Genomic DNA, 26,394 nt, shown 5'->3' on the forward strand with positions numbered 1-26,394 from the left:
AACCGAAGTTGAGAAAGCGGCTTCCACTTTCTTAGCTTCGGTTTTACAAGTAATGTTATAACTTAAACAAACGTCTCACCACATACTGTTTTTATATTTTTAAAGTATTGAAGATTTTCATTAATTTCACCTTCATCAAACAAATTGAGCTGTTTCATAATTTCAATTGCAAATTCAACATACGCGGATCCTATTGCTGTAATAATTTTATCATCCACGGTTACATCTTCTTCTTGTTTATATTCCCATTTATGGAGATGCGCTAAATGTTCTACCTCTGGTGTTAATGATGTTGAGAATTTTTTCTTATTAAGCACTCCAGCTGCATGCAGTAGAGATGTCCCCGCACAAATTCCTGCTATCCATTTATTTTGCTTATGTAATTCGTTCACAATAGATAAAAGTTGTTCATTTTCTAAATGGTGAAAAATCTGCCCTCCAGGTACAATAAACACTTCATAATCTACTGTTTCAATATGATCTATAGAGACGTGTGGCTGACACTGAAATCCACCTTCTCCTGTAACTGTTTTCCCGTCTACAGTTACTGTTATGACTTCAAATCCTTTACTTTTTAAACATAAACTCGCTATATTTACTTCAAATTCTGCAAATCCATCAAATAAAAACATCAATGCCTTTTTCATGTTATCTCTCCCCCATCTTTATACTTATTCGAAGGTGATTACATTTCTCCTCCAAAAAAGGCAAACCTGAAATATAGGTTTGCCTTTCACTTATTTCTTATTTAGTCCTCTTTCATTTAAAAACTCTTTCATATGCATTCTCTTCTCTTTGGACATAAATGTGCTCATTGATTCTGTCCATGTTACGTTTTTTTGATTTGACGATCTTTCTTTGTAATACGCACTCATCGTTTCATCATATTCGTTTAATAATTCATCATATTTCTTTTCATCGTATCCATTTTCATGAAGAATTGCTGCTACTGGTAATCGTGGTTTTACTCCATGATCTTCATCTGGTACGCCGACTGTCATTCCGAATACCGGATATACTTTATCCGGTAAATGAAGCAATTCACTCACTTCTTTCGGGTTATTACGAATTCCGCCAATATAACAAATGCCGTATCCTAAAGATTCAGCTGCAAGTGCTAAGTTTTGTGCAAATAATGAGGCATCTACTGTTGCTACAATAAAGTCCTCTACTCCCTCATGTTTAATTTCTGTTCCATGTTTCTCACATGCAGTTTCTAAACGTTTTAAATCCGCACAGCATACAAAGAATGCTGCACAGTCTTTCACGTGACGATTCCCGGATAATTCAGCTAGTTTAGCCTTTAGTTCCTGATCTGTTACATATATAAGAGAATACGCCTGTACAAAATGTGAGGAAGCCGCATGTTGTGCTGCTTGCACCATTCTTTCAACTATCTCTTTTGAAATTGGTTCTTCTTTATATTTACGAACTGAAACGTGTTGCTCCATTTTATGTATCATCTCATTCATGAAAATCACTCCTTCTTTCTCTTCATAATGAAAAATTAACATATCTTTTTCATTATTCACAACTTATAAGCACAAAAAGAGCAATTCTTTGCGAATTGCCCTTTTTTTAATACATATTAATATGGTATATGAAATTATATCGACTGTAGACAAATAGCAACAGAATAATGCAATGTTAATTCCTGTAATTCAATTTTGTTAAGCTGCTTTCAAAACTTTAATACCTTTTACGATATTCCAAATGAAGTAGTAAATCCCTACAAGAATAAACACTGCATACGTTATAACCATCCCAATTCCAACGCTCTCAGACTGATTGAAACTTAAACCGTATACCCCTGATAATGCTAATCCTCCAAATAAAATTGCGTATGGAAAAACATGTGACCAAAATGCTTTTTTCGCATTATGTTTTACTTCATCTTCCGCAACGAAGTAAACGATAATTGGCAGTAAAAACGGTGCAAAAAAGATACTAAAGTAACATAGCGAAGATAAAATATTATTTCCTTTCATCCGATTCACCTCTAAAGTTTTTTGTTACCTTCATTATGTCAGGAAACCACTTTAGAAACTATCGCTTTACCTTTCATGAACATGACATCTTTGTAAGATTTCCCTCAAAATAAATCCCGACTAGAATTTCAGGCGGGATCACTTTCACTATATTCGATTCATAAACCAATATTGCGTAATCGCTAAATATTCTCGTACATTCGATTGAATAATAATTGGCTTCGGTGTTTTCGCCGGAAGACCTTCTAATGTCAATCCTTGTTTTTCTGCAATCTTTTTTGCTCGGAACATATGAAAATCGTTCGTTACAATCATCCCTTTTTTCATATGTTCAGGGATAAGAGGTTTTGAAAATTTAATATTTTCATCTGTGCTCGTCGAACGATCTTCCATTATAATGCGGTCTTCTGCAATATTTTGTTTCATTAATCCTTGTTTCATCGCTAATGCTTCTGTAATATCTTCACCTTTTCCTTGGCCTCCAGATACGATAGCGATTGTTTTCTCATGTGATTTTAAATACTCAGCTGCTTTATCAATACGATATTGCAATGAATAAGATGGTTTCGTTCCATTTACTTTCGATCCTAGTACAATTATATAATCCGCATCGTCAATTGCATTCATATGCCCATGCTTATAGATGTTATATTGTAAAAACCCCGCATACACGGCGAAGATCATTATAACAACTAAAATGCACTTAATTATTTTCTTCTTTCTCATATCCATATACTCCTATTCCCTTTACTTCCTTCATCATAATATCCATTTATTTGTTTGTATACAGCCAAATTCCAATTCACCCTAATTTATCCTATAAAAGGTAATATTTATATTACTTTCGGGAATAGTAAGTACAACTTCACACGAAGGAGTGTCCCTCTTGCTTCTCTTTTTATTTAATGTATCGTTCTTTTTTATCTTATTTTTACTATCACTTAAGCTACTTGGTAAATCTGCATTAGCACAACTAACCCCTCATGATTTTGGGGCTATTATTTTTTTATCTTATTTAGCCTTTCAAGCGATACCAGTCGCCGGTGCTTTACAAGCATTTTTCGGCATGGTTACCATTACATGCTTACATCTACTTCTTACAAAACTAAGCTTATTCAATAAATTAAATCGTTTCATTCTCGGACACCCCATTATTTTAATTAAACATGGTGATATTATTTTTGAGAACTTACAAAAAAGTAGATATCCGATCCCTGAATTGCTTTCTAATCTTCGCGTCGCCGGATATCCAAGTGTTCATGAAATTGAATACGCTATTTTAGAAGCGAATGGAGCCATTAGCATTTTACCAAAACGAGAACTTGTACCATTGACTCCAAAAGATATGAATATAGATGTTAAGTATGCTGGATTACCAATCGCCCTTATTGTCGATTCACAAATTCAATACGATAACTTAAAGTTGATCCATAAAGACGAAAAGTGGTTATATAAAGAGTTAAAAGAAAAAGACATCACAAACATTAAAAATGTGGCTTTCGCTTCTGTGCAGGAGACAGATGGATCTTTTGCGATTAGTTTAAAAGAATAAAAAAATCCCCTTAACTTGTTCAAGGGGATTTTCTTCACTATATTGCTTCTTTCTCTCTCGCCATGTTTAACGGAACAGGATGTTTCATACGATTCATCGTAAATACGATAATTGCTGTCAATACTTCAGCTACTGGCATAACGAGCCAAATTCCGTTTATCCCAAATAACTTTGGCATAATCCATAACAATGGAATAATAAATAGTAACCCTCGGCTCATTATAATAAGTACGGATTTCTTTGTTTGTCGCACTGATTGGAAGTACTCTCCATACACAATGTTATAGCCTAAAAATACATATTGAATAAAGAATAAACTAATACCTGTTAACGTTAACTCCAATAGTTCTGGCGATTGGACATCAAATAGACCAATGATATATTTCCCGAAGAATAATCCGACAATTATCGCAACGCCCCCGAGTACAACCGCAATTTTTACAGCAAACTGCAATCCTTCACGCAATCTTTCTGATAAGTTTGCACCGTAATGGAAACTAGCAATTGGTTGTAATGCTGCACCAACACCGAAGAATAATAGTAATGTCATTGCATGAATACTATTCACCATCGCATAAGAAGCTACACCTAGTTCTCCTGCATATTGAACGAACGCAATGTTAAAACCGATCGTTACAATTGCAACTGTACTTTCTGCTGTAAAACTTGGGAAACCGATCACCATAATTTGTTTAACCGTATCCCATTCAAAATGGAATTTCGTCCACTTTAAAACACTACTTTTTCTAAAGAAGTGAGTTAATAATACAAGGAAACCAATTGCCGCCGAAAGAATAGTTGCTGAGGCAGCACCTGTTACGCCCCATCCAAAGATAAAAATAAAGATATAGTCAAACACTATGTTCAATACAGCCGTTACGACAAGGCCTGCCATTGCTAAATTAGGATTTCCATCGTTACGTATAAATGTACTTAAAATATTTTCTAAAACGTATATCATTCCAAATGTTAATAACACTTGTAAATAGTCTAACGCATATGGCAAAATCACTTCATTTGCACCGAATAGATATGCTAAATCTTCTATTCTCCATAAGCAAATAGCCGCTAAAATGCCTACGATAATAACTGCCACTGTCATAGATTGAGTAAAGATAGACCTTGCTCTTTCCAGTTTGTTTTCCCCTAATGCAATGGAATATAACGTTGCTCCGCCCATTCCAATCCATAATGAAATAGAAAAGAAAATTGAAAACGCTGGAATAGCTACGTTCACTCCAGCCAAACCGTTTGCGCCAACTCCTCTACTAATCATGACTGCATCAATCACAATATTAACCGACATTAATACCATCCCAAGAACAGCTGGTATTAAATAAGTAATAAATAAGCTTTTAATAGGTGTTCCTCTTAATTTCTCTGTTGTTTCCATCATATAAATGCTCCTTTTTCAATGCTCTGTTCACAGTTTAAACCTTAAAGTTACTTGAAGGTCAATAGAGAATCGAAAAATATATAAGCCTATTTTTTAACAACAGGTATTTGAATTTCCGTTACTTGCTCCTTCGGATTTTCCGTTACAGACCAATCAATTAACGCAATCTCAATTGCATCTCCGCATACTTCGTATCCTTCCTTATCAATGTGTTTTAATAATTTCGTATACGTTTCATCCGTTTCTTCATATGATCCATGGTGATAAGAACAAGCAAATATCCCTTCTTTTATTTCATCTGAAGTATGCACTTGAAAAGGCATATAATCCAATAAAATAAACACACTATTATACGCTTGAAACTCATTTTGAATTAATGCTTTTTTTGAAACTGTTACACCGATATCTCCTGAAAATAAACTATTATCAATTTGCTTCATATTTTTTTGCAGTGAATGGATATAATATTCAAACATATCATCCGTTGTATTAGGTGCAACTGCAATCGCTGTTATTTTTCGCTTCGGTATCTTTTTAAAAATAATTTGGTTCGCTTCTGATTTCGTCGCTTTCTTCATTAAATGGATTTTATGTTGCATTTTTGCCAAAGCATACTCGATTTCTCTTTGCTTTTTCAGCATCATTTCTTGTTGTTTTTCAAGTAAATTCAGCGCATATGATGGATTTCGTTCATCAATATATTTCTTTATTTCCTTTAACGGAATATTTAACTGGCGTAAAAATTTAATTGTGTCTAATAGTGAAAACTGATCAATTGTGTAATAGCGATACTTCGTTTGCGGGTCCACAATGGACGGATGAAAAATTCCTTTTTCATCATAATAGCGTAATGTAGATTCCGCTATATTATGCATTTTTGCCATTTCTCCAATTGTAAAGCGTTTATTTAATAACATATTCCCTTCTCCAATTCGTTAAAAATGTAACCTTATTTCTTCTTATTATATAGTGATTCCCTTCATCCCTAAATCGAATCCTATCATGAAAATCTGCTATTTTTTCATTGATTTTTTATAAATTTTATTATATATTGATTACAGGTTCAAATTACAAGTTCAAAAGAACTTGTAATAAGACCCTTTGTTTAATGGGTTTTTACATATTTTCATTAGGCAAATTCCGAGAAATCGTATGATAAAACTAAAAATGATGAGGAGAGGATCAGATGGAATTCGAATTTTTCTTTCAAATTGCACTAATTCTATTAAGTACAAAGCTTGCTGGCGACCTTAGCGTTAGATTAGGGCAACCTTCTGTACTCGGTAAATTAATTGTCGGTATCGTTATCGGTCCAGCTATATTAGGTTGGATTGAAAATTCAGAGCTTCTAACACAATTAAGTAATGTCGGGGTTATTCTTTTAATGTTTATGGCTGGACTTGAAACAGACTTAGAAGAATTAAATGCAAATCGTAATTCTTCTTTAGCAGTTGCACTCGGAGGTATCGTTCTTCCATTCGTAGGTGGTTACGTTGCCGGTCTTGTTATGGGAATGGAACAAGGGAACGCTGTCTTTCTAGGATTACTTCTATGTGCGACAAGTGTTAGTATTTCCGTACAAACACTTCGTGATTTAGGTAAGATGAAAACACGTGAAAGTACGACGATGCTTGGAGCAGCTGTATTTGATGACATTCTTGTTGTTATTTTATTAGCCTTTGCAATGAGCTTCTTAGGTACAGATGACGTTAACTTAACAATGGTTATCTTGAAAAAAGTAGTATTCTTTGCTTCTATTATTTTAATCGGATGGAAAGGTGTTCCAGCAATTATGCGTTGGTTATCACCACTACGCGTATCTGAGTCTATCGTGAGCGCAGCTCTTATTATCTGTTTCTCATTCGCATATTTCGGCGAATTATTAGGAATTGCTGGTATTATCGGTGCTTTCGCAGCTGGTATCGCAATTTCTCAAACGAACTACAAACATGAAGTAGAAAAGAAAGTAGAACCGATTGCTTACGCTATGTTCGTTCCAGTATTCTTCGTTAGTATCGGTATGAATATTACATTTGATGGTATTGGTAATCAAATTTGGTTCATCTTAGCGTTAACAGTTATCGCTGTATTAACGAAACTAATCGGTTGTGGATTTGGTGCACGAATGACTGGATTTGATGCAAAGTCTTCTGCAATTATCGGTGCTGGTATGGTTTCTCGTGGTGAGGTTGCACTTATCATCGCAGGAACAGGACTTTCTTCTGGCCTATTAGCACAAGATTACTTTACAGCAATCGTTATTGTCGTTATTTTAACTACGATGATTACACCACCAATGTTAAAATACACTTTTGGTGCAAAAGATAAAGCAATGAAAGCAAGTAAATAAGTTTACTATAATAAAAGGAGATTACTATTTTATAAAATAGTAATCTCCTTTTTCATTTTCTCTTTAAACAATCTCATTCGTCTTTAACCATTTTTCAAAAATAGTCCGTGCTTCTTCATCATCGATATCATCACTAAATGAATATACTTTAATGCCATAATCATCTATATATTCACCTAGCTTCATTTTCTCCACCTTTTTATAAAAATTGTCTACCTCATAGTGTGGAATATAAGCATCCCAAACTGGTTTTTTTATTCTTTTGTAAGCTGTTATTTCTAAATCATATCAGTCTTCATAATATCCGATATGATAATGTTTATTAGGATCATATTTCTCCATTAAAAGCTCCTCCTAGTAAACAAAAGCGAGCCTATATTACAGCTCGCTCCTCTCCTATTTATTAAATACGTTCCATCGCTGTCTTCAACGTTCCAACAACAAAGGCAATTTCTTCACTTGAAATAACAAGCGGCGGCGCTAATGTTAAAACGTTATTATACCCCGCTGTTGTCATACCGTTACGCCCAATAATAAGCCCTTTTTCTTTACAAGCATTTACAACACTTGCAATTTTGTCGTTATCAATTGGTTCTTTCGTCGCTTTATCATTTACTAGTTCGATTCCAACTAATAGCCCTTTCCCTCGAATATTTCCAACAAGTGGATGTTCTCCGATTTCATCTTTTAATTGCTCTAGTAAAAGGGAACCCATTTGTGCGGATCGCTCGATTAAATTTTCATTTTCCATAATCTCTAAGTTTTTAAGCGCTAATGCACAAGCCGCTGGATTTCCACCAAATGTATTAATATGACGGAAGAATTCATATTCTCCTGTTCCTTTAAATGCCTCATAAATTTCTTTTTTTACAGCTGTTGCTGATAATGGTAAGTATGCGCTCGTAATACCTTTTGCCATCGTAACGATATCAGGCTTAACGTCATAGTTCATAAACCCAAATGCTTTTCCTGTACGCCCGAAACCACAAATGACTTCATCACTTATAAGTAGTGCTCCGTGTTTTTGACATGTTTCGTGAATTGCTTTCATATAGTCTTGTGGCGGCATTAAAATACCTCCGCCTGTAATAATTGGCTCCATAATAAATGCGACTATCGTTTCACTTAATTCCCATGTCATAACGCGATCTACTTCTTTTACGCATTCTACATCATAAATATTTTGCGATTCCATTTCTGGCATGCGGTAACAATCTGGAGGCGTTACGTGTAAAAAACCTGAAGCAAATGGCTCATATTGATATCTACGTTGTGCTTGGCCAGTTGCCGCCATCGTTGCCATTGTATTTCCGTGATAACCACGATAACGTGACATAAATTTGTAACGATGTGGTTCACCTTTTTGAGCATAATATTGTCTTGCTATTTTAAAAGCTGTTTCATTCGCTTCTGATCCACTATTAGAGAAGAATATAACATACTCTCCACCAAGCCACTCGTTTAACTTTTCAGCGAGCTTAATTGCTGGTTCATGTGATTGTGACATCGGAAAGTACGATAACGTTTGTAATTGCTTATAAGCTGCCTCTGCGAGCTCTTTTCTTCCATATCCGCTATTTACACACCAAAGACCACTCATACCGTCTAAATATCTTTTTCCTTGTATATCTTCAACCCAGCACCCTTCTGCTTTTGCCCCTACCATTGTACTACTCGGGCTAAAAGGACGCATTCCGTGCCAAACATATTGCTCATCTTTTGCTAATAATTCATCGGTTTGTTTTGTCTTCATCATTTCTTCCACCTTCCATAACAACTTATTTTTCACAAAGCTGCGCTGGTGCCATGATGAGTTAAATTTCTCCCTGCCTATTTTCATTCCACAAATACAAGACAAATCCTACCAAAAATAAAGTAATATTTATCCCGCTATTTGCGAGCAGTAAAACTCCCACCCAAAAATTCAGCTGGAGCAAAGAAGTTAGGTGGGAGATTAACTGCCCATAAACGCCCGATTGGTGAGGGCTAATAATCAGTGTGGGGGGACGAACAATCCCCCACACTGATTAAAGTTTCACTTTATAAGAAAATGTCAAAAGAAAGAGGAGCTTTTCTTTTAATTCGAAAAGCTCCTCTTTTTTTAATGTGAAGAAGTATCACTAATACCATGACCAGTATTAGATTTCACAAGAATTTCATCAAACTTCGCTGCATCTTCTTTCTTACTAGAGAAAACAGTTCCTAAATATGCTGCAAGGAATCCAAGCGGAATAGAAACAATTCCAGGTGTCGTATATGGGAATATCGCCTCTCCAACAAATATAGCTTTCCCTGCCACAGGATTCCAAACGTTTGGACTTAATGCAACAAGAACAATTGCTGATACAAGACCAACGATCATACCACAAATTGCACCCGTTGTATTAAAACGCTTCCAATATATTGTAAATAATATAACTGGTAAATTTGCACTCGCTGCAACGGCAAATGCTAGTGATACTAAAAATGCTACGTTTAATGTTTGAGCAAATAAAGCAAGTATAATAGATACTATCGCTACTCCAATAGACGCATAACGAGCCATTGAAACTTGTTCTTTTTCCGTTGATTTTCCTTTTCGAATAATCTCGTTATAAAAATCATGAGCAAATGCGGAAGCCGCTGTTAATACAAGACCTGCTACTACAGCTAAAATTGTTGCAAAAGCAATCGCCGATACGAATGCGAATAAGAAATCACCACCTAACGCTTTAGCTAACAAAGGTGCAGCCATATTACCGGCTGGATTTGCTTGAATAATTGCCTCATTCCCTACAAACGCCGCCGCACCAAATCCTAAGAAAATCGTCATAATATAAAATGCACCAATTAACCACGTAGCGTACACAACTGATTGACGTGCAGTTTTTGCATCACGTACTGTGAAAAAACGGACAAGAATATGCGGTAATCCTGCCGTACCAAGAACTAGTCCTAAATTTAAAGAAAGTGTATCAAGACCATCTTTATACTTTACTCCTGGATTTAAAAACGATTCCTTCAATGGAGTAGCTGTTTTCATTTGAGCGAACATTTCTGTCACACTAAAATCAAATTTTGCGAAAACAATAACAGAAATAATAAATGTACCTGCCATAAGTAGTACAGCCTTCACAATTTGTACCCAACTCGTAGCAGTCATACCTCCAAAAATAACGTACACGGTCATAAGTGTACCAACAATTAATACGGATGTCGTATATTCAATTCCTAATAATAATTTAATAAGTGCACCCGCCCCAACTAATTGTGCAATCATATAAAAAATCGAAATCGTCATCGTATTAAGTGCTGCAATACCGCGAACTTTTTTTGCATCAAAACGCGCCGCAATCATGTCCGCTAACGTATACTTCCCTAAATTTCTAAGCGGTTCTGCAACTAGGTATAATACAACTAAGTAAGCAACTAAGAAACCTATACTATAAAAGAATCCATCAAACCCTGTTAATGCTATCGCTCCGGCTATACCAAGAAATGACGCAGCAGACATGTAATCCCCGGCAATAGCCAGACCATTTTGCCAACCAGTTAATCCCCCTCCAGCCGTATAAAATTCACTCGCATTTTTCGTTTTTTTCGATGCGAAATAAGTTATAACAAGTGTACCAAGGACGATAATTAAAAATAGCGCAAAAGCGGTTGTATTCAAAGTCAGCCCCTCCCTTGTTGCATATCTTGCAGAATTTTTTGCGAGATTTCATCAAAGGATTCTGCTTTTTTGCTATAAATCATACATAATGCCCATGTCATTATAAATTGCGCAAAAGCAAATACCCACGCCCATGTAACATCACCAAATACCGGTGTATTAAGCACCTTTGAATACGATGTTAAAATAGGTAATGTAATAAAAAAACTAAAAAAGAAAATACTCATCGGAATGATAAACTTCTTTTTCGTATTTAATAACAATTGAAACTCTTCAGACTGAACAACTTCTGTATAATTCACCTCATTTTGTAACTTACGTGCTGACGTATCATCTCGTTTCATTCTCTGGTCCCCTCTCTTAACTTAAAATACAATTCAACCTTGCATACCTAAAGACTAAATTTTATAAATATTCAGAAACTTATTTTCATTTTAGACAATCCGTACATTCCTGCAAAGATTTTTCGATAGACATTTTTCGTCATTTTCTCCTAAATTTTCAATATACTTTTTCAACATAAAATTTGATTGATTCGATTAAACTTTTATTCCCGTTAAAACAGAATAAGGTGAAACTTTAATCAGTGGGGGTTTTACGGGCAGCCCGACTCCCACCTAACTTCCTCGTATTCGCCGAATTTTGAAGTGGGGGTCTTACTGCTCGCAAATAGCGGGATAAAAAAAGTAGCGCTTATCGCACTACTTCTGTCTTTGTCTCTTTTTCTAAATTACGAGCTGTTTCACTTAATTCAACGTCTTTTCCATCTTTAAGCGTTCCAAATATAAAATCGAATACTGGATTTGAAACTCCGAACCAAAACTTTTCACTTTTATAATGATGTAATATGTGCTGTTTTTTTAGCCATCTTCCAAACTTAGTGAAGGGACGAATCGGTTTATGTGCAATATAATGTTTCCATTCATAAACGAGGAGCATGATAATCATTCCGATTCCGAATGAAAGTGTAACAGTAACGCTTTTTGTAATACCATATGATATAAGTAAATATATAGTAAAGCTAGGTATACTAAACCATACAGGCAAAAATAAAAGTTTTAAATCATCTGGATATACGTGATGATCATAATGTAATCTTCTTAACATTTTTAATAAAAATGCGTTTTTAGGCGGCTTTAAATGGAATAAAAAACGGTGCGTCATATATTCGTTAAACGTATAAAAAACAATCCCAAACATACACGCTAACATACCAATCCATGTGAAAAATTGCATTTTTAAAATAATAATAAAAATTAATAGAACACTATACATAATAACAATATCATGTTGTAAAAAGAACTCTTTCCCCACTCTCTTCATCTTTCTTCCCCCTTCTCCCCAAAAACAGCCGCAACATATCGTTACGACCATTTCTTTTCTATTTTATTCTTATTCTATTCACTTTACAAATTTGCCTGCCGTTCTATTGTCGAGAAAAAAGTGTTCGGACCAAATATATTTTGCTTCGGGATAATGTGTTCTACTGCAAACACTGTTACTTCACCCCTTTGTACTTCTCCAATAATGAGCCCAAATACTTCATGATTTACCGCAAACGTTGGTTGTTTCGTTTCCAGTAACCTTGCTGCATTTTTAAATACCGCTTCATATAGTGGATTCCTATCAGTAATTTCTTTTCGGATTTTTGGTGCTAAAGTGATGATAATTTCTTTTCCGTCAATAGTGGTTCGATACATAAAAATCTCCCCTTCAATCTTATATGAACAACTGTAAAGCTTTGTATGCAAAATGGATAGAATATCCTACTAAAATAATACCTGCTCCGGCTGTAATATAGCCAAGTGCTTTTTTCTTTAATAAAGTTCTTCCAAAATGTACAGAAAAAGCAATATTTAAATTCCACAAAATAATACCAACAATAATGCAAAGACTGTACAAAAAAGCTTCTTGTTTCGTTACCTTTGTAAGCAACGAGCTAAGTGTACTTCCATATATACCAAACCAAAAAACGAGATTTAATGGATTGGATATCGCAATTAGAAATCCTGCCATAAACGATTGTTTAAGTCCACCTATCTCTTCTTGTTTGTATTCCATATTAGAGTGAGAAATTCCTTGTTTTACACTTTGAAACCCTAAATAAAACAACAAGAAAAAACCAGCGCAATACATAAAAGCTTGTACATATGTATACATAAACACAGAAGATAAACCAAAATAAATAAGCAGCATAAACAAAATATCAGCAGTCATTCCTCCGATTCCAACAATCCACGCATGCCAAAATCCACGTTCAATCCCTCGTTTTAACATTTCAATATTAATCGGACCTACAGGTGCAGCTAATGAAATACCTAATACTATTTGTTGTATAATTGCTCCAAACATCGCTCTATCCTTTCTACTTCTTTTACTATTAAGTAATGATGCAAATATAGAAAATAGACTAGCTTTCATAAAAATTATTCACTAATACAATACCCTTTTTTTATCCAAAATATGCAAAAGAGCCATCCAGTTGATGGCTCTTATTTCTCTACTTTATGATGAAAAGGACATTTACCTTTAATCGGCTCAATATCATCTCCTATGAAATATTGTTTCCATTCACGATGATTAGGATCGCCGTAGTGACTAATGTTAGGGTGCGTCGGCAACTGGTCCCACTTTTCAACTCGTTCACGAACCATTTGTCTTGAATACGACCCTTTAGGACGATCTCCTTCTAGTCCATCGAAAATAGTTCGTGGCTGGAATCCAATAACGAGAGAATTTCCTAAATGCCTAGTCTTTCGCTGTTTATAAGCTGGCGCATTCCCAAATGCAAATATTGGTTCACCACCAAATGAAAATTCCCATAAATGATGGTCAGGATCTGCTGGAATTTGCTTCGGCCATGTTTGGTTATCATTTTCATGTAAATACTGTAGTACTTTCCAAAAGTAATCACGGTAATATTCCAATGATTTTTCTTCACATTCTGGTTCCACAAAAAGAAAAAAGCCCCTTCTTACAATCGGCCGCTCTTTCATTAGCTCCAAAAAAGTTAACATTGTATTGGGCAAATGACCCCAATCATTATGAGAGAGAAATGAATAACGAAGTTCATTCTTCTTCAATGCTGTTAAACCGAAATAACACGGGAAGGTTGGTTCTAACACAACACTCGAAAAATCATGAAATTCTTTTGCAACCCAATTCGGTATGTCGACTCTATTTTTCATTCCTTCATTATCTAATAAATAAGACTCATCCATTCTTTCACCTCATTATGTACAGCATTCACTTAAGAATATTACATACTCGGCTTGTCCTATACCTTTTTAAAAATTCGAGAAAAAAATTAATTTAAAATACGAAATTTTCAAAACGCTTACTTGACTAAATTCTACCAATTCATGTATATTTAAATTAATCATTTAGCAGAATATTCGAGAATATAGCATTTTTTATTTATATTATTTTTTAATGAATTTCACTAAATGAAAAAAGGAATCGTTTTTAGGAGGAATTGTGACATGCAAGGAAAAGTAAAATGGTTTAACAATGAAAAAGGTTTTGGATTTATCGAAATGGAAGGCTCTGAAGATGTATTCGTACATTTCTCTGCTATTCAAAGCGACGGCTACAAAGCTTTAGAGGAAGGTCAAGAAGTATCTTTCGACATTACTGAAGGAAACCGTGGACCTCAAGCTGCTAACGTAGCAAAACTTTAATCCCACATATGACAGGAGGTTACCTTACTTGGTAACCTCCTTTGTTATTCCTTTGTATATTTCCGTTTTACAGAGCAAAAACTATGTGAAATGCGCAAAATACAAAGGAGGCAATAACAATGGGGTCACATGTAAATGATTTTGAAGAAGTAAAATTCCGTGTAGAAACTGCACAAAAAATGGTAGGTTCTGCAACAATCTCAATGGATCCAGACACATTAGAGCATGCCACTACTGCAGTAGAATCGGCTCGTTCTCAGCTTGAAATCATGAAATCCGTTGCAACGGATTTAGATGAGCCATTTCTAATGAATGAAGAAAAAAAATTAAGTAAATGCGAGCATCAATTACACGAAGCGAAGCACTAAAAAACATCCAGAGAAAATTCTCTGGATGTTTTTTTATGACAATTGCTCCCCATACTTTTTTAACTTCTCTCCAACCGTACATTGCCGTATACAAAAAGAATGGGCATAGTATTTACTATGATTTTTCCGATTATGTTCCTGCAGGAAACACCCTCCGCAATACGTTTCTAATAAGTCATTTACCTCTGTAATGAGTTGCTTCTTCTTCACGTGTGCACCTCTCTATTCGGTTATTTCTTTATGACTATCAATTGTCGTCCCTTCTAATGCTTGCGCTGCTAATTGATGGGCCTCTTTATTTTGTTTTCTAGATATCGGTTCACAAACAAGCTTTAATTTCATTTGCTTCGCTTTTTGTTCAATTTGATCTAAGTAATGATTTAAATGCTCATCATAGCAAGGCCATTCACCAGCTAGTTGTTGCAGTACAACTTGAGAATCTCCACGAAGTGTAACTGCTTCATACTTAATTCCTAATTCCTCGAGTGTATTCATCCCGTATAATAATGCGGCATACTCCGCTTCGTTATTATCATATATGCCTTCTATGTATGCATTGCGACGAATTCGATAATTTGTATTTCCTTTTTTGTAGTATACACATATGCCAACCCCAGCTTCTTTCGTCTGCACATCATAGCCACCATCAAAATAAACTTGAATTTCTTGAAGATCTTCCTCCACTTGCTTACTCAGTTTTTTCATTTCTTTTAATGACCATTCTGCATCCATTTCATCGTAAAATAAAAGTTCTTTCACCCTACCTGTTTTCTCAAAATCCTCCGCAAATTGAAGCACTTCTTCTATGTTCATATAATTTGTTGTTAATTCAGTTTGTAAACCACGCTTCGTTTTATACAACCAATGTATCTTATATTTCATACTAGATTCCCCTTTTATAAGACTTTTTATATTTATTTTATTATATTTTATCAAGAGTCACAGCATTATATTCAATATAATCACATACAAAAAGAGCCATCCTAAACAAGGACGGCTCTTTCATCTATTACATAAATCTTTCAAATTGCACTCGCTTATTAATCCAGTACATTACAGGCATACCAATTGCCATTACAACAAATTCACCAACTGCACAAGTTAGCCATGTCAATAAAAATGGCAGATCAAATGCAAGATGAAGTTCAATTGCTATCATAAACATTGTAATTGTAAAAATAACTGTATTAAAAATCATACGAGCCCAAACACCTTTAATGAAGCGCATAGAAATAATAGTTGCAAGTAGTGCAAGAATTGATTGCCCTACTCCAAATACTAAATCATAAGCGATCATAGGTGAGAAAAAGAGATTCGTTAAAAATACACCTAATACAATCCCGTAAATTGCTTTCTTATTGAATACAACGAGATGATTAAACATCTCTGAAATACGAAACTGTACACTCGTAAAGCCAAATGGCTGAATAAGCATAGAAACAGCAATATATAATGCCGCTAAAATACCATTACCGACTAATGTTCTTATATTCATGACAAAATCTCCTTAGTTTTTTTACGTGGGATGGTTTCGAACCACGTTATTCGTTTTTAAGCAACAAGATTATATTTTACGCAATAGGTGCTCTTTCGTCAATAGATTCCTATCATTTACTACCTTTTTTCTTTTAGACAACGTATAATAAAGTGAAACTTTAATCAGCGGGAGTTTTCTCCATCCCCCACTGATTATTAGCCCGCACCAATCGGGTTTTTACGGACAGTTAATACTGGATAAAACATATGAAAGATTTAGGAGGTTTCACTTCATGACAGCAACAATTCAAAATGAAAAAGTGATCGTTTCCATCTCTGACAAAGGTGCAGAATTACAAAGCGTTCGCTTAAAAGAAGATAACACAGAATATTTATGGCAAGGTGATTCTACTTATTGGGGACGTCGTGCACCGATCTTGTTTCCAATCGTCGGTCGATTAGTAGAAAATACATACTACGTAGAAGGTAAACCTTATTCATTAACACAGCATGGTTTTGCCCGTGACCTTTCGTTCTCTGTTAAAGAACAAAGTGAAACAAAAATCACTTATGTCGTTACTAGTAATGAAGAGACGTTACAAAAATATCCATATGAATTTGAATTACTCGTTTCTTATGAAGTAGACGAACAAAATATACATGTTACATATGAAGTAAACAACCCGTCTTCAAAAGAGATGTTCTTTTCAATCGGAGCACATCCTGGATTCAACTGTCCTTTATTAGAAGGTGAATCATTTACTGATTATCATCTATCATTTAACGGATCTGAACGTTTAGAAACTAGCATATTAGAAGGTCCTTTTCTTTCAAATGAAAAGCAACTAATCGCTGAAAATACGAAAGAATTGCCACTTACATATGATTTGTTCAAAAATGACGCGCTTATTTTTGAACATATGAATACGAATGAAATTTCTATTCGCTCACATAAACATAATAAATTTGTAAAAGTAGCATTTGATGGATTCCCTTTTGTCGGCGTATGGACACCAGGAGATAACGCACCTTTCTTATGTATTGAACCTTGGTACGGAATTGCTGATGAAGTAAAGCAAGCAAAAGATTTTAAAGAAAAAAAAGGAATTCAATCGTTACAAGCGAATGAAACATTTACATGTCGTTATAGCATTACAATTGGATAAAGTGAAACTTTAATCAGTGGGGTTGTTCATCCCCACTGATTATTAGCCACACCAATCGGGCGTTAACGCGGGATAAGTACTCTATCCCCTACTTCTAAAACCATTTTCAAGTAGGGGATAACCTTATAACTGGAGGTTTCTCATTTTGATTGAAGTATATATCGATGGTGCATCAAAAGGAAATCCTGGACCTTCTGGTGCCGGAGTTTTTATTAAAGGGGTACAGCCACCTGTACAATTGTCATTACCACTTGGGACAATGTCAAACCATGAAGCAGAATACCACGCTTTACTTGCAGCATTAAAGTATTGCGCAGCGCATAATTATAGCATTGTATCTTTTCGTACAGATTCCCAACTTGTTGAGCGGGCTGTTGAAAAAGAATACGCAAAAAATAAAATGTTTGCACCGCTTCTAGAAGAAGCACTGCAGTACATAAAAAATTTCGATCTCTTTTTTATTAAGTGGATTCCAAGTAGTCAAAATAAAGTCGCTGATGAATTAGCTAGAAAAGCTATTTCACAAAATTAACGGGGGTATGAGTGTGAAAAAAGGGTTGATTGCTCCTCTCGCATTATTATTCGTCTCTTTTATTTGGGGAGCTACGTTTGTTGTCGTTCAAAATGCTATGTCTTTTGTTGGACCATTTACTTTTAATGCTATTCGCTTTTTATTCGCTGGAATTATTTTATTATTCGTTCAAATGATTTTCTTACAAAAAACTTCAAAACAAGATATAAAACAGAGTAGTCTTGCTGGATTGATTGTTGGATTCTTTTTGTGTGTTGGCTATTTATTACAAACATTCGGCTTACTTTATACAACCTCTTCAAAAGCTGGTTTCTTAACTGGACTTAGTATCGTTATGGTTCCAATCCTGTCTTTTATCTTTTTAAAACAGCGAGCTACAATTTTCATCGTACTTGGTATTGCTGTAGCGACAGCAGGTTTGTATTTATTAACTGCTGGCGATTCTTTCCAATTAAACATTGGAGATATACTCGTTCTCGGTTGCGCAGTCGCTTTCGCTGCCCATATTCTTGTTAACGGCTTCTTTTCTAAAAGAATCTCTCCTTTATTATTAAGCACATCTCAAGTATTAGCTGTTGGTATATTTTCTTCTATTTGCGCTTTTTTGTTTGAAGATTGGGAAAAAATATTTTCAGTATCACTATGGACGAATCATTCCTTTTTATTCGCTCTCTTTCTAACTTCCCTGTTTGCGACATCCATTGCTTTTTTCATTCAAACATCGGCACAAAAACATACTTCGCCAACGAGAGTAGCAATTATTTTCGCAATGGAGCCCGTTTTCGCTGCATTAACAGGCGTTCTCGTTGCAAACGAACAACTTTCTATTTCTGCTATTATCGGATGTTTATGTATTTTCCTAGGTATGGTTTTTGTTGAACTACCTTCCAAAACAAAAAAAGAAGCGCAGGCTGCGTGAAGTTACGCTTGTAACTTCCGCATAAAAGCCTTAGCGCTTTTTTTATCTGTAATTTCTTCTTCTTTCAATCGTTCTAATAACGCAACAAAATAACTGCCATCAAACTGTAATTGATGTTTAATTGTCGCTTCTATTGCTGCGTTCACAATTCCATCAGATGCACCAGTATATCCTTGTCCGAACATAATAAACCCTTGTGCTTCCTCTGATAATTTAAATCCTTTCGTATGTAAGAATGAAAGATAATCTTCTACTGTTTGCATGATCTTCCCACCTACTCAAAAATTCTCCACTTCTTATCATACATGTTTTTACACCCTATGAGAATGAAATTTCTTTGACAACTTTGTAAAGTAATCGTCTACTTCATTAACAATGGAGGATTTCCTTACAATATGAAGGAATATGTACAGTGGCACTTATTTTATATTAAAGGGGAGACACGATGAAACAAGCACTATTAATTATCGATGCTCAGCAAGAATTAATTGATGGAAATGAACAAGAAAATGAAGTTTTTCGTAAAACTGAGCTATTAGCTACACTAAATACAGCTGTACAGAAAGCAATAGATTCAAATGCCCTTATTATTTTCGTAAGAGATATCGATGTTGCCTCTGGTAGCGGCGTGGGCTTTGAAGTACATAATCAAATTAAAGTACCTCAGTCTGCAATCCTTATTAATAAAGCAGCAACAAATTCATTCTATGGCACTTCTTTACTTGAACTTTTAAAAGAAGAGAAGATTAATCATCTCGTTATAGGTGGATGTAAAACAGAACATTGCATTGACACAGCTGTTAGAACAGCAACTGTACAAGGATTCGATGTTACATTAATTAAAAATGGCCATTCAACAACTGATTCTAACGTGTTGGCGGCAGAGCAAATTATCGAGCATCATAATAAAACTCTACACGGTCATTATAATGTTGATCATTTTTCTATAGTGAGAGATATCGAGGAAGACCTCTTTCAACCAACCCATGACCAATATCGTGATTAAATTAACTATAAAAAAGAATCCTTTTCACGAAAGGATTCTTTTTTATCCAAAAATTTGCGCCGCAATACTATAGAGCCCATTATTCCTTTTTAATAATTGATCACTATTTTTCATCATTATTGGCGGTTTATTAACCTTTTGAAAACCAGTAATCTCTAATTCTTTCATGAAATCTTTCTTTCCTTCTGGTACATCAATTCTTAATTTTCCATTATGCCCTTTTGCTAAAGAATGAACAATTTCCATTGCCATTGTGTCATTTTCAGCAACGATTGGTCCTATTATTTTATTTTCTGGCGTTTGTATACGCATTCCATAGCCGATTACACGGTTCTCTTTATTTTTTAAAACTATACTTTGCTGACTTTGCTCAATTCTGTTCTTCAAAAAACCACTTCTATTTGCTCCAAATGCGGCTTTATCTATTTTTATAATCTCAATTAAATCCTTTTCTTCATAATTGAAAATATACTCTTTGTCCTCTCCACCCTTACAGGCTGAATTATACTCAATACATATGTATTTAGAAACATGACTCACAACTTGAAATCCTAATTTCTCATATAAATACTTTCCTTCTTCCGTAGCAATAAGCATAATAGGTGTCTTTTCTGAAACACTTCCTATACACGCCTCCGTTATCATTTTGCCAATTCCTCTCCCTTTATACTTAGGATGAACAATAACCATACCAATAGATGCTAATGTCTCCCCATATAATATACTTGCCGCGCTAGCAATAACTTCTCCTTTTTCATTCCGCACGCCATATATAATACCTGAATTTAATATTATTTCAATTTCTTCTAAACTATAATCCCAGCCTATTACTTCAGATAGGCCAACAAGACATGGTATATCGTTTGCTCCAAGCCTCTCCACTACATTCATATAGCAACAGCCTCCTTTTTTAAACCCTACTCTTTCAATTACAATATAACACCCCTCACAACTTGGAGGGGTGTTATAACTCACTCTTCATTCAATTACTAGATCCACTATACGACACATGCCGTTTCTCAATCCGTTCTTCAATTTCTTTCATATTTTCTTTATTACTTAATAGTGATTGTTTATTTTCTATTAATAATTGTTTGAAAGATTTTCTCACTTTTTTTCTCATTGTTAGTTTCCTCCTTAACGATTACAAATAACTTATCAAAGGATGGTTTATTTAAAAGATAAGTAATTATCTGTGTAGACTTATAATAATTGATTGTTGTGAATTCCATTTGAACTTCACATGAAAATTCCGTTTATTTTCTGACAACTTTGTGAACAAAAAAAGAAAGACCGATTCATTCTAAATCGGTCTTTCTAGTATTTATAACATGTTTATTAATATTTCAGGTCTTCCCCAATTCATTTCGTTACAAACGAATCGTAGTTTTTCTTCATCCATTGTGTGTAACCCTTCTTCTAACGAGCATGTAATTGGAACTTCACAATGAATTTGCGCTAATTGTAAAGAGATATTTAAATTCTCTAGATCACTTTCAATTTTTGTGCGCTGCGCTTTCGTTAATGATGCTATATTTTCTAGTACTGCCGATACTGTGCCGTATTCTTGAATAAGCTTATACGCTGTTTTTTCACCAATACCTTTTACACCTGGATAATTATCACTTGTATCTCCCATGAAAGCTTTCGCATGCACGATTTGCCAAGGTTCTACACCTTTCTCTTCCATGATTTTTTCCGGTGTGTAATACTCGTAATTTCCAATTCCTTTACGAAGAAGCATAACTGTAACATTCGTATCAACAAGTTGAAGTAAATCTGTATCACCTGTCAAAATATAAACTTCCGCTTCATTGCAATATTGTTTTGCAAGCGTACCGATACAATCATCCGCTTCGTAACCTTTCATACCGATGACAGGCATAGATAGTTTCGCAGTCATTTCTTGCACTAAATCAAATTGCGGAATTAATTCCTCTGGCGGTGCTGCACGATTCGCTTTATAATTCGAGAACGATTCCGTTCTAAATGTCGTACTTCCCATATCCCAGCACGTTACAATGTGCGTTGGTTTAATTGCTTGTGTTGCTGTTAATAAATGCTTCATATAACCATGAATCCCATTCGTCGGGGTACCATCTTGTCGTTTCATAAATTGTCCATATACACTTGTTGCGTAAAAAGCACGAAATAATAGTGCCATACCATCAACTAATAATACTTTTTTCATAATTCCTCTCCTACTAACAAAAAATAATAACCTCACGTTATCACGTAAGGTTACATAAATAGATTACCATTCTACGTTTTTGTTCAACTTTGTCTATTATACATTGTTTTTGTATATTTAGCATCATTAACACATTAAGACGTTCTACCACAACAAGTATGAAGTATTCCTGAATACGTATTTTTACCTGTCGAAACAACGACAGCCTTTGCATTGCCACCAACAATATACGTACCTTTGAAACAAACATTTTCAAGCTCCAGTGGATTATAGTCTTTCATTCGTTTTAATGGAATAAATCGTTTACGTTCAATATGATAGCAACTTTCAAATTTCTCAATACTCGCATCGTTTCCTGTCAGCACAGATTCATTTACTAATAAATCATTTGCATAAATAATACGTACATCTGCCGGTACTATCTCACCTTCTGCAAGAAAGATCATATCTCCAGGTACAAGCTCTTGTACTGGCAATTTCATCATTTTTAATTCACTGTTTAACCCTGTTACGCTAGAGGCTTCTACTCTAGAAACAGTAACTGTTTCACATTGTAATTCATCACGTACATTTTGTTTAGAAAGACCTGGAATCATTCCACTTAGCTTTATCATCACTTCTGCAAGAAGCGCTCTTTTTGAAATTAATTCATTTCGGCCGTATACTTGAATACGTTTTTGTGCTTCTTTCACAGATAGTCCGTCTCTTGTTGTTTTAAAATACGCAAATACAGATTTTACATCTCTCGTTGCAATTTCAATTAATAAATCTTTATTTTTTTGGAGCATTATTTGTTCTTTTATTGATTTTTTACTTAGTTTATATGACGTGTTACCCACAGTTTTGTTTGCATATAACATATTATCGTCTCCTCCTTTATAACATAGGAAGAAACGCTTTGTTTCTCGATTTATCCACTTTACCGTGAAAATGTCTAGCGCTCAAATACTCGAATGACCGCTACATCATGATAAATATAGAGGGAGGAACAAGTCGTTTCCTGCCTACATCATATATTTTTGATTTGAAGCATATGGGTAACGGAACCGAGTCAGAATTTGACATGCTCCTCACCTCCTCGTTTATTTTTTAGTTATAATCTATACTATGAAATTACTCATAGCTTTGTAACAAAAAAGACCCTTACTCATAAGAGAGCAAAGGTCATTGCATACACAAATAAGCGATTCCTAATATAATTAGAAATCTACGGACCTCTCCCTCGCCGAGTTTTAGCACTGTATAGCATAGGTTCATTACCAGCTACGTTAAGAAAAACCTTAATTCGATCATTCCTGTTGACCCATTGGCGTCTCTCGACATTTTTGGGCAGTAGCATTTCTCTATACAGGAGCCTCACCTAACAGAGACTTATTTTAATTACATAGAAAATGTTACTCTTATTTAAAATAGATGTCAACACTTTGTATGGAAACTTTTCCTTACAAGTTCAATTATGACAGAAAGTAAAGATGTGTGGAATTACGAGGAAACCTTACCCTCTCTCCATTCAGATATTATATATATTCAACGGGATGGAATACATTTGGAATTCACCCTAGATTCAAGAGAAATTGATGAAGACCGCAAGTGCTATATTTATTATGGGAACTTTACAGGTAAATCGAGATAACATGAGCATATTTATTCAACAAAAAAACCTTACGTATAAAACGTAAGGTTTTTTATATAGTCCCACATATGCCGTTATCTATAGATGTCCATAAACCTGCTCTCACAGGTGGATGTTCTCACAAATGTTTGTAACTTCCTTCTTAAAAAGATGGCCTGCTATCTACATTCAAATATTGAACTTCCATATTATACTTATTGGTTTAAGACATACACAAGCTACGTACACCGTAGGAATTTTATATAATGTTAGTTGAAATAAGACCCCCGCAAGTGCCGTCCCTCGTAAATGTCCAAAAACCCGCTACTCGCAGGTGGATGCCCTCACAGTTACCGTATATCTTCCTCCACAAGGAAGGCTTGATAATGGTCACTAAATATTGAGCTTCCGTAAAACTAACATCGGTTTTAGACATAAATAAGTTACGCACACCGCAGGATGTATTATTTACTTGTCGTTATATTATCACATTGTTTCCAATGTGTAAAATATAATATTTTTGAAGCAATCTCTTGCTTGTGACCTTATTTTAATACAAATTATTTTTGCATGCAAGTGATTAATCTTCTTCTTTTGCAATTTGATTTTCTGGATAAGAAATCCAATCACTCCAGCTACCTGCATACAATTTAATATTTTGAAAACCAGCTAATTTTAATGCAACTATATTTGGACATGCTGTAACACCAGAGCCACAATATACAATTGTTTCCTTATCTTTCGAAAGAGTTTTGAAACGTTCTTGTTGCTGGGCTTCATTTTTAAATTGTCCTGATTCTAGAATTCCATCCTTCCAAAAACAGTTTACTGCTGTCGGAATATGTCCTGCCTTCGGATCAACAAGCTCTTCTTCACCAGCATAACGTTTTGGCTCTCTAGAATCAATTAACGTAATATCTGCACCTGCATGAATATTCGCTTTGACCGTTTCCATCGTTACAAGCATATTATCTTGTATGTTTGCTTTGAATGTTTTTCGTGCAACAACAGGAATTTCCGTTGTTGTATGTAATCCATTCTCTTTCCAAGCAGGAAAGCCACCATCTAGTATATATACTTTCTCATGTCCTACATAGTTTATTAACCACCATAAACGAGAAGCATTTGCACCAGCTTGACTGTCATACGCAATCACTGTCGTATGTTCATCAATCCCGGCTTGTGAAAGCTTGTCTGCAAACTGCTCTATATTTGGTAATGGATGGCGACCACCATGCTCTATTACAGAACTTGATAAATCTAAATTTAAATCAAAATATAACGCATGAGGAATATGTTCTTCCTCATACTTCTCTTTACCCCAATTTGGATTCGCTAAATCAAAACGACAATCGACTATACGGACATGTTCATCTTCTAAATGCTCACGCAACCATTCGACTGTAACAATCATCCTTAACGCCCTTCTTTCTCGTTCACGCGACCTACATACTCCATAACCATATCTGTTGTAACAAGTTTACGCTGCGGCGCAACGCCGCGTTTTGCAAGGTCATTAATTTGCTTTGTTACCATATTAATTGCATCAACTGAGAAATGTTTTCCATTTGATGCAAGTGCGATCGCAGCCTCAATCGCTGCTTCGCGTTGCGCATCTAATTGTAAAAATATTTTTACAATCTCATTTTGTTTACGAGAATGTGCTGTAATTGCTTTATGTACTTCCATCTTCTCTTCCCCCTAAATAATTTATACTTATTTGTTTAATTTCATTGCAAGCCGAATCATATCACGACATACAATTCCATTTTCAATAATCTCTTCTTCATAATGCTTTGAAAAGTAATCAAAATCAATAGAAAAAATACGAAATCCACATTTTTGATATAACGCAATTTGTGAAATACTAGAATTACCTGTACCAACTTCAAGCTTGTACATATTATATTCTTTAGCTTTTTCTATTGCATGCAACAATAACCCCTTACCAATACCTTTTCCTTGCATATGTTCTACAACCGCAATATTCATAATTTCCATTGTCTTTGGTCTTGTTTCCAAAAGCACATATACACCAACCACTTTCCCCTCTACTTTGGCTACATATATCATTCCTCTCTGTATATATGTAGCAATTTGTCGCTCGCTTGGATCAGCAAGCAAGAGTAAAGACTTTGGCACATTATCTTTGGAAACACGATCTAATACAACATCCATAAAAATTCCTCCTTCTCTATTGTTCTAAACCCCCCTTGTCTACCATAGATAATAGAAAGGAGGGATTCACCATGGACAACAATGAGAAAAAATGCAACGTCATCTCTATTGATGGAAAGAAAAAGAAGAGCGACACATATTCCTATCCAAAATTAGTAGTAGAAAACAAAACGTATGAGTTTTCTTCATTCGTCTTATGCGGTGAAACACCAGACGGCAGACGCTTAGTTCTTACCCATATGATTTCTACTGATGAGTTTGCAGGGTTTGTAAAATCTTTAGATACTGTACTACAAAAGAAAATTGAACGAATCTTTTTTTCATAACA

The 26,394-nt window shown here is 34.9% G+C and carries 33 protein-coding genes, 2 other RNA genes, 1 pseudogene and 2 riboswitches; of the genes and pseudogenes, 9 read left to right on the plus strand and 27 right to left on the minus strand.

Translation table 11 applies throughout. From position 1 onward, the window contains the following. Window positions 1-62: 62 nt before the first annotated feature. From ACFWDE_RS08145 to ACFWDE_RS08160, 4 genes are all read right to left on the minus strand, one after another. Window positions 63-647 carry a DJ-1/PfpI family protein gene (locus ACFWDE_RS08145; RefSeq protein ID WP_377891398.1) on the minus strand — a complete coding sequence of 195 codons (585 nt, stop codon included), beginning with the start codon at window positions 645-647 and terminating at the stop codon, window positions 63-65. A gap of 90 nt (window positions 648-737) precedes the next feature. Further along, window positions 738-1,472 carry an oxygen-insensitive NADPH nitroreductase gene (nfsA, locus tag ACFWDE_RS08150; RefSeq protein ID WP_377891400.1) on the minus strand — a complete coding sequence of 245 codons (735 nt, stop codon included), beginning with the start codon at window positions 1,470-1,472 and terminating at the stop codon, window positions 738-740. A gap of 198 nt (window positions 1,473-1,670) precedes the next feature. Beyond that, window positions 1,671-1,988 (minus strand): magnetosome magnetite crystal formation protein family, encoded by a 318-nt coding sequence (locus ACFWDE_RS08155; RefSeq protein ID WP_377891402.1) that lies wholly within the window; start codon window positions 1,986-1,988, stop codon window positions 1,671-1,673. A gap of 147 nt (window positions 1,989-2,135) precedes the next feature. Continuing rightward, entirely contained in the window at window positions 2,136-2,714 is a 579-nt protein-coding gene (locus ACFWDE_RS08160) for a YdcF family protein (protein WP_377891404.1), read from the minus strand. A 160-nt stretch (window positions 2,715-2,874) separates the two neighbouring features. Between ACFWDE_RS08160 and ACFWDE_RS08165 the strand changes: the two genes are divergently transcribed. After that, on the plus strand, window positions 2,875-3,540 hold the full coding sequence (locus tag ACFWDE_RS08165) for a DUF421 domain-containing protein (protein ID WP_377891406.1): 666 nt from the start codon (window positions 2,875-2,877) through the stop codon (window positions 3,538-3,540). A gap of 37 nt (window positions 3,541-3,577) precedes the next feature. Here the strand turns inward: ACFWDE_RS08165 and ACFWDE_RS08170 are convergent, their stop codons facing one another. Continuing rightward, window positions 3,578-4,933, minus strand: a complete 1,356-nt coding sequence (locus tag ACFWDE_RS08170) for an MATE family efflux transporter (RefSeq protein WP_033718198.1) — start codon at window positions 4,931-4,933, stop codon at window positions 3,578-3,580. An 89-nt stretch (window positions 4,934-5,022) separates the two neighbouring features. Next, on the minus strand, window positions 5,023-5,853 hold the full coding sequence (locus ACFWDE_RS08175) for a MerR family transcriptional regulator (RefSeq protein WP_264540480.1): 831 nt from the start codon (window positions 5,851-5,853) through the stop codon (window positions 5,023-5,025). A 269-nt stretch (window positions 5,854-6,122) separates the two neighbouring features. Here ACFWDE_RS08175 and ACFWDE_RS08180 point away from each other — a divergent pair, with 269 nt between their 5' ends. Next, complete coding sequence (locus tag ACFWDE_RS08180) at window positions 6,123-7,286, plus strand: cation:proton antiporter (protein WP_377891408.1); 1,164 nt, start codon at window positions 6,123-6,125, stop codon at window positions 7,284-7,286. Window positions 7,287-7,349: 63 nt separating this feature from the next. On the opposite strand, the pseudogene ACFWDE_RS08185 reads toward ACFWDE_RS08180, so the two are convergent. The 8 genes and pseudogenes from ACFWDE_RS08185 to ACFWDE_RS08220 all read right to left on the minus strand — a co-directional run bounded on the left by ACFWDE_RS08185 (window position 7,350) and on the right by ACFWDE_RS08220 (window position 14,159). Continuing rightward, window positions 7,350-7,628, minus strand: a pseudogene (locus tag ACFWDE_RS08185) (DUF3986 family protein). A 61-nt stretch (window positions 7,629-7,689) separates the two neighbouring features. Then, window positions 7,690-9,039 (minus strand): aspartate aminotransferase family protein, encoded by a 1,350-nt coding sequence (locus tag ACFWDE_RS08190; protein WP_377891410.1) that lies wholly within the window; start codon window positions 9,037-9,039, stop codon window positions 7,690-7,692. 348 nt (window positions 9,040-9,387) lie between these two features. Continuing rightward, window positions 9,388-10,938 carry a solute symporter family protein gene (locus ACFWDE_RS08195; RefSeq protein ID WP_377891412.1) on the minus strand — a complete coding sequence of 517 codons (1,551 nt, stop codon included), beginning with the start codon at window positions 10,936-10,938 and terminating at the stop codon, window positions 9,388-9,390. 2 nt (window positions 10,939-10,940) lie between these two features. Continuing rightward, the gene (locus ACFWDE_RS08200) at window positions 10,941-11,282 is read right to left on the minus strand and encodes a DUF485 domain-containing protein (RefSeq protein WP_377891414.1); all 342 of its coding nucleotides are present in this window, start codon (window positions 11,280-11,282) and stop codon (window positions 10,941-10,943) included. 349 nt (window positions 11,283-11,631) lie between these two features. Continuing rightward, a complete protein-coding gene (locus ACFWDE_RS08205) occupies window positions 11,632-12,261 on the minus strand; it encodes a sterol desaturase family protein (protein ID WP_002149210.1) in 630 nt (209 codons plus the stop codon). Window positions 12,262-12,344: 83 nt separating this feature from the next. Next, window positions 12,345-12,638 carry a cytoplasmic protein gene (locus ACFWDE_RS08210; RefSeq protein ID WP_377891417.1) on the minus strand — a complete coding sequence of 98 codons (294 nt, stop codon included), beginning with the start codon at window positions 12,636-12,638 and terminating at the stop codon, window positions 12,345-12,347. Between the two features lie 19 nt (window positions 12,639-12,657). Further along, window positions 12,658-13,290, minus strand: a complete 633-nt coding sequence (locus ACFWDE_RS08215; RefSeq protein WP_002030886.1) for a LysE family transporter — start codon at window positions 13,288-13,290, stop codon at window positions 12,658-12,660. A gap of 140 nt (window positions 13,291-13,430) precedes the next feature. Continuing rightward, complete coding sequence (locus tag ACFWDE_RS08220; RefSeq protein WP_377891419.1) at window positions 13,431-14,159, minus strand: YqcI/YcgG family protein; 729 nt, start codon at window positions 14,157-14,159, stop codon at window positions 13,431-13,433. Window positions 14,160-14,420: 261 nt separating this feature from the next. On the opposite strand from ACFWDE_RS08220, the gene cspB reads away from it, so the two are divergent. Further along, window positions 14,421-14,618: a cold shock-like protein CspB gene (cspB, locus tag ACFWDE_RS08225; RefSeq protein WP_002011904.1), complete on the plus strand. Its 198-nt coding sequence runs from the start codon at window positions 14,421-14,423 to the stop codon at window positions 14,616-14,618. 119 nt (window positions 14,619-14,737) lie between these two features. Continuing rightward, a complete protein-coding gene (locus ACFWDE_RS08230) occupies window positions 14,738-14,986 on the plus strand; it encodes a DUF2564 family protein (protein ID WP_002011905.1) in 249 nt (82 codons plus the stop codon). Window positions 14,987-15,019: 33 nt separating this feature from the next. Here the strand turns inward: ACFWDE_RS08230 and ACFWDE_RS08235 are convergent, their stop codons facing one another. The 3 genes from ACFWDE_RS08235 to ACFWDE_RS08245 form a co-directional block, all read right to left on the minus strand. Further along, window positions 15,020-15,196: a zinc-finger domain-containing protein gene (locus tag ACFWDE_RS08235; RefSeq protein ID WP_002011906.1), complete on the minus strand. Its 177-nt coding sequence runs from the start codon at window positions 15,194-15,196 to the stop codon at window positions 15,020-15,022. 12 nt (window positions 15,197-15,208) lie between these two features. Next, window positions 15,209-15,868 carry a ribonuclease H family protein gene (locus ACFWDE_RS08240; protein ID WP_377891423.1) on the minus strand — a complete coding sequence of 220 codons (660 nt, stop codon included), beginning with the start codon at window positions 15,866-15,868 and terminating at the stop codon, window positions 15,209-15,211. 127 nt (window positions 15,869-15,995) lie between these two features. Next, window positions 15,996-16,481 (minus strand): QueT transporter family protein, encoded by a 486-nt coding sequence (locus ACFWDE_RS08245; protein ID WP_105583956.1) that lies wholly within the window; start codon window positions 16,479-16,481, stop codon window positions 15,996-15,998. A gap of 6 nt (window positions 16,482-16,487) precedes the next feature. Next, window positions 16,488-16,532: riboswitch (PreQ1 riboswitch) on the minus strand. Between the two features lie 223 nt (window positions 16,533-16,755). Between ACFWDE_RS08245 and ACFWDE_RS08250 the strand changes: the two genes are divergently transcribed. The 3 genes from ACFWDE_RS08250 to ACFWDE_RS08260 all read left to right on the plus strand — a co-directional run bounded on the left by ACFWDE_RS08250 (window position 16,756) and on the right by ACFWDE_RS08260 (window position 19,079). Continuing rightward, window positions 16,756-17,628 (plus strand): aldose 1-epimerase family protein, encoded by an 873-nt coding sequence (locus ACFWDE_RS08250; RefSeq protein WP_002149249.1) that lies wholly within the window; start codon window positions 16,756-16,758, stop codon window positions 17,626-17,628. 145 nt (window positions 17,629-17,773) lie between these two features. Further along, window positions 17,774-18,160: a reverse transcriptase-like protein gene (locus ACFWDE_RS08255; protein WP_002149250.1), complete on the plus strand. Its 387-nt coding sequence runs from the start codon at window positions 17,774-17,776 to the stop codon at window positions 18,158-18,160. Window positions 18,161-18,173: 13 nt separating this feature from the next. Continuing rightward, window positions 18,174-19,079, plus strand: coding sequence for a DMT family transporter (locus tag ACFWDE_RS08260; protein WP_377891426.1), 906 nt, complete (start codon window positions 18,174-18,176; stop codon window positions 19,077-19,079). Window positions 19,080-19,081: 2 nt separating this feature from the next. Here the strand turns inward: ACFWDE_RS08260 and ACFWDE_RS08265 are convergent, their stop codons facing one another. Next, on the minus strand, window positions 19,082-19,342 hold the full coding sequence (locus ACFWDE_RS08265) for a DUF6123 family protein (protein ID WP_001195212.1): 261 nt from the start codon (window positions 19,340-19,342) through the stop codon (window positions 19,082-19,084). A gap of 182 nt (window positions 19,343-19,524) precedes the next feature. On the opposite strand from ACFWDE_RS08265, the gene ACFWDE_RS08270 reads away from it, so the two are divergent. After that, entirely contained in the window at window positions 19,525-20,085 is a 561-nt protein-coding gene (locus tag ACFWDE_RS08270) for a cysteine hydrolase family protein (RefSeq protein ID WP_377891428.1), read from the plus strand. 42 nt (window positions 20,086-20,127) lie between these two features. Here the strand turns inward: ACFWDE_RS08270 and ACFWDE_RS08275 are convergent, their stop codons facing one another. The 9 genes from ACFWDE_RS08275 to ACFWDE_RS08315 all read right to left on the minus strand — a co-directional run bounded on the left by ACFWDE_RS08275 (window position 20,128) and on the right by ACFWDE_RS08315 (window position 26,066). Further along, the gene (locus ACFWDE_RS08275; protein WP_377891430.1) at window positions 20,128-20,976 is read right to left on the minus strand and encodes a GNAT family N-acetyltransferase; all 849 of its coding nucleotides are present in this window, start codon (window positions 20,974-20,976) and stop codon (window positions 20,128-20,130) included. Window positions 20,977-21,067: 91 nt separating this feature from the next. Beyond that, window positions 21,068-21,208 carry an FbpB family small basic protein gene (locus tag ACFWDE_RS08280; protein ID WP_193645936.1) on the minus strand — a complete coding sequence of 47 codons (141 nt, stop codon included), beginning with the start codon at window positions 21,206-21,208 and terminating at the stop codon, window positions 21,068-21,070. A 201-nt stretch (window positions 21,209-21,409) separates the two neighbouring features. Continuing rightward, window positions 21,410-22,276, minus strand: coding sequence for a 5'-3' exonuclease (locus tag ACFWDE_RS08285; RefSeq protein ID WP_377891433.1), 867 nt, complete (start codon window positions 22,274-22,276; stop codon window positions 21,410-21,412). A gap of 134 nt (window positions 22,277-22,410) precedes the next feature. Then, on the minus strand, window positions 22,411-23,136 hold the full coding sequence (locus ACFWDE_RS08290) for a P-type ATPase actuator domain-containing protein (protein ID WP_377891435.1): 726 nt from the start codon (window positions 23,134-23,136) through the stop codon (window positions 22,411-22,413). Window positions 23,137-23,485: 349 nt separating this feature from the next. Further along, window positions 23,486-23,651: riboswitch (M-box (ykoK) riboswitch) on the minus strand. A 313-nt stretch (window positions 23,652-23,964) separates the two neighbouring features. Further along, window positions 23,965-24,148: non-coding RNA, 6S RNA (gene ssrS, locus ACFWDE_RS08295), on the minus strand. A 21-nt stretch (window positions 24,149-24,169) separates the two neighbouring features. Continuing rightward, window positions 24,170-24,352: non-coding RNA, 6S RNA (gene ssrS / locus ACFWDE_RS08300), on the minus strand. A 116-nt stretch (window positions 24,353-24,468) separates the two neighbouring features. Next, the gene (locus ACFWDE_RS08305) at window positions 24,469-25,302 is read right to left on the minus strand and encodes a sulfurtransferase (protein WP_377891437.1); all 834 of its coding nucleotides are present in this window, start codon (window positions 25,300-25,302) and stop codon (window positions 24,469-24,471) included. A 2-nt stretch (window positions 25,303-25,304) separates the two neighbouring features. Next, window positions 25,305-25,577, minus strand: a complete 273-nt coding sequence (locus tag ACFWDE_RS08310; RefSeq protein ID WP_002149260.1) for a DUF2533 family protein — start codon at window positions 25,575-25,577, stop codon at window positions 25,305-25,307. A 27-nt stretch (window positions 25,578-25,604) separates the two neighbouring features. Beyond that, entirely contained in the window at window positions 25,605-26,066 is a 462-nt protein-coding gene (locus ACFWDE_RS08315) for a GNAT family N-acetyltransferase (RefSeq protein ID WP_377891440.1), read from the minus strand. 71 nt (window positions 26,067-26,137) lie between these two features. Between ACFWDE_RS08315 and ACFWDE_RS08320 the strand changes: the two genes are divergently transcribed. Continuing rightward, a complete protein-coding gene (locus ACFWDE_RS08320) occupies window positions 26,138-26,392 on the plus strand; it encodes a DUF3931 domain-containing protein (protein WP_000369740.1) in 255 nt (84 codons plus the stop codon). Window positions 26,393-26,394: the final 2 nt, after the last annotated feature.

Origin of the sequence: Bacillus sp. NPDC060175 (genome assembly GCF_042728695.1) — a bacterium.
Classification (GTDB): Bacteria; Bacillota; Bacilli; order Bacillales; family Bacillaceae_G; genus Bacillus_A.

What these genes read in the sequence shown, in the direction of transcription:
- ACFWDE_RS08145 (WP_377891398.1), bottom strand. Translation starts at nt 647, where the DNA reads ATGAAAAAGGCATTGATGTTTTTATTTGATGGATTTGCAGAATTTGAA.
- nfsA (WP_377891400.1), bottom strand. Translation starts at nt 1,472, where the DNA reads ATGAATGAGATGATACATAAAATGGAGCAACACGTTTCAGTTCGTAAA.
- ACFWDE_RS08155 (WP_377891402.1), bottom strand. Translation starts at nt 1,988, where the DNA reads ATGAAAGGAAATAATATTTTATCTTCGCTATGTTACTTTAGTATCTTT.
- ACFWDE_RS08160 (WP_377891404.1), bottom strand. Translation starts at nt 2,714, where the DNA reads ATGAGAAAGAAGAAAATAATTAAGTGCATTTTAGTTGTTATAATGATC.
- ACFWDE_RS08170 (WP_033718198.1), bottom strand. Translation starts at nt 4,933, where the DNA reads ATGGAAACAACAGAGAAATTAAGAGGAACACCTATTAAAAGCTTATTT.
- ACFWDE_RS08175 (WP_264540480.1), bottom strand. Translation starts at nt 5,853, where the DNA reads ATGTTATTAAATAAACGCTTTACAATTGGAGAAATGGCAAAAATGCAT.
- ACFWDE_RS08180 (WP_377891408.1), top strand. Translation starts at nt 6,123, where the DNA reads ATGGAATTCGAATTTTTCTTTCAAATTGCACTAATTCTATTAAGTACA.
- ACFWDE_RS08190 (WP_377891410.1), bottom strand. Translation starts at nt 9,039, where the DNA reads ATGAAGACAAAACAAACCGATGAATTATTAGCAAAAGATGAGCAATAT.
- ACFWDE_RS08200 (WP_377891414.1), bottom strand. Translation starts at nt 11,282, where the DNA reads ATGAAACGAGATGATACGTCAGCACGTAAGTTACAAAATGAGGTGAAT.
- ACFWDE_RS08205 (WP_002149210.1), bottom strand. Translation starts at nt 12,261, where the DNA reads ATGAAGAGAGTGGGGAAAGAGTTCTTTTTACAACATGATATTGTTATT.
- ACFWDE_RS08210 (WP_377891417.1), bottom strand. Translation starts at nt 12,638, where the DNA reads ATGTATCGAACCACTATTGACGGAAAAGAAATTATCATCACTTTAGCA.
- ACFWDE_RS08215 (WP_002030886.1), bottom strand. Translation starts at nt 13,290, where the DNA reads ATGTTTGGAGCAATTATACAACAAATAGTATTAGGTATTTCATTAGCT.
- ACFWDE_RS08220 (WP_377891419.1), bottom strand. Translation starts at nt 14,159, where the DNA reads ATGGATGAGTCTTATTTATTAGATAATGAAGGAATGAAAAATAGAGTC.
- cspB (WP_002011904.1), top strand. Translation starts at nt 14,421, where the DNA reads ATGCAAGGAAAAGTAAAATGGTTTAACAATGAAAAAGGTTTTGGATTT.
- ACFWDE_RS08230 (WP_002011905.1), top strand. Translation starts at nt 14,738, where the DNA reads ATGGGGTCACATGTAAATGATTTTGAAGAAGTAAAATTCCGTGTAGAA.
- ACFWDE_RS08240 (WP_377891423.1), bottom strand. Translation starts at nt 15,868, where the DNA reads ATGAAATATAAGATACATTGGTTGTATAAAACGAAGCGTGGTTTACAA.
- ACFWDE_RS08245 (WP_105583956.1), bottom strand. Translation starts at nt 16,481, where the DNA reads ATGAATATAAGAACATTAGTCGGTAATGGTATTTTAGCGGCATTATAT.
- ACFWDE_RS08250 (WP_002149249.1), top strand. Translation starts at nt 16,756, where the DNA reads ATGACAGCAACAATTCAAAATGAAAAAGTGATCGTTTCCATCTCTGAC.
- ACFWDE_RS08265 (WP_001195212.1), bottom strand. Translation starts at nt 19,342, where the DNA reads ATGCAAACAGTAGAAGATTATCTTTCATTCTTACATACGAAAGGATTT.
- ACFWDE_RS08270 (WP_377891428.1), top strand. Translation starts at nt 19,525, where the DNA reads ATGAAACAAGCACTATTAATTATCGATGCTCAGCAAGAATTAATTGAT.
- ACFWDE_RS08275 (WP_377891430.1), bottom strand. Translation starts at nt 20,976, where the DNA reads ATGAATGTAGTGGAGAGGCTTGGAGCAAACGATATACCATGTCTTGTT.
- ACFWDE_RS08280 (WP_193645936.1), bottom strand. Translation starts at nt 21,208, where the DNA reads ATGAGAAAAAAAGTGAGAAAATCTTTCAAACAATTATTAATAGAAAAT.
- ACFWDE_RS08285 (WP_377891433.1), bottom strand. Translation starts at nt 22,276, where the DNA reads ATGAAAAAAGTATTATTAGTTGATGGTATGGCACTATTATTTCGTGCT.
- ACFWDE_RS08290 (WP_377891435.1), bottom strand. Translation starts at nt 23,136, where the DNA reads ATGTTATATGCAAACAAAACTGTGGGTAACACGTCATATAAACTAAGT.
- ACFWDE_RS08305 (WP_377891437.1), bottom strand. Translation starts at nt 25,302, where the DNA reads ATGATTGTTACAGTCGAATGGTTGCGTGAGCATTTAGAAGATGAACAT.
- ACFWDE_RS08310 (WP_002149260.1), bottom strand. Translation starts at nt 25,577, where the DNA reads ATGGAAGTACATAAAGCAATTACAGCACATTCTCGTAAACAAAATGAG.
- ACFWDE_RS08315 (WP_377891440.1), bottom strand. Translation starts at nt 26,066, where the DNA reads ATGGATGTTGTATTAGATCGTGTTTCCAAAGATAATGTGCCAAAGTCT.
- ACFWDE_RS08320 (WP_000369740.1), top strand. Translation starts at nt 26,138, where the DNA reads ATGGACAACAATGAGAAAAAATGCAACGTCATCTCTATTGATGGAAAG.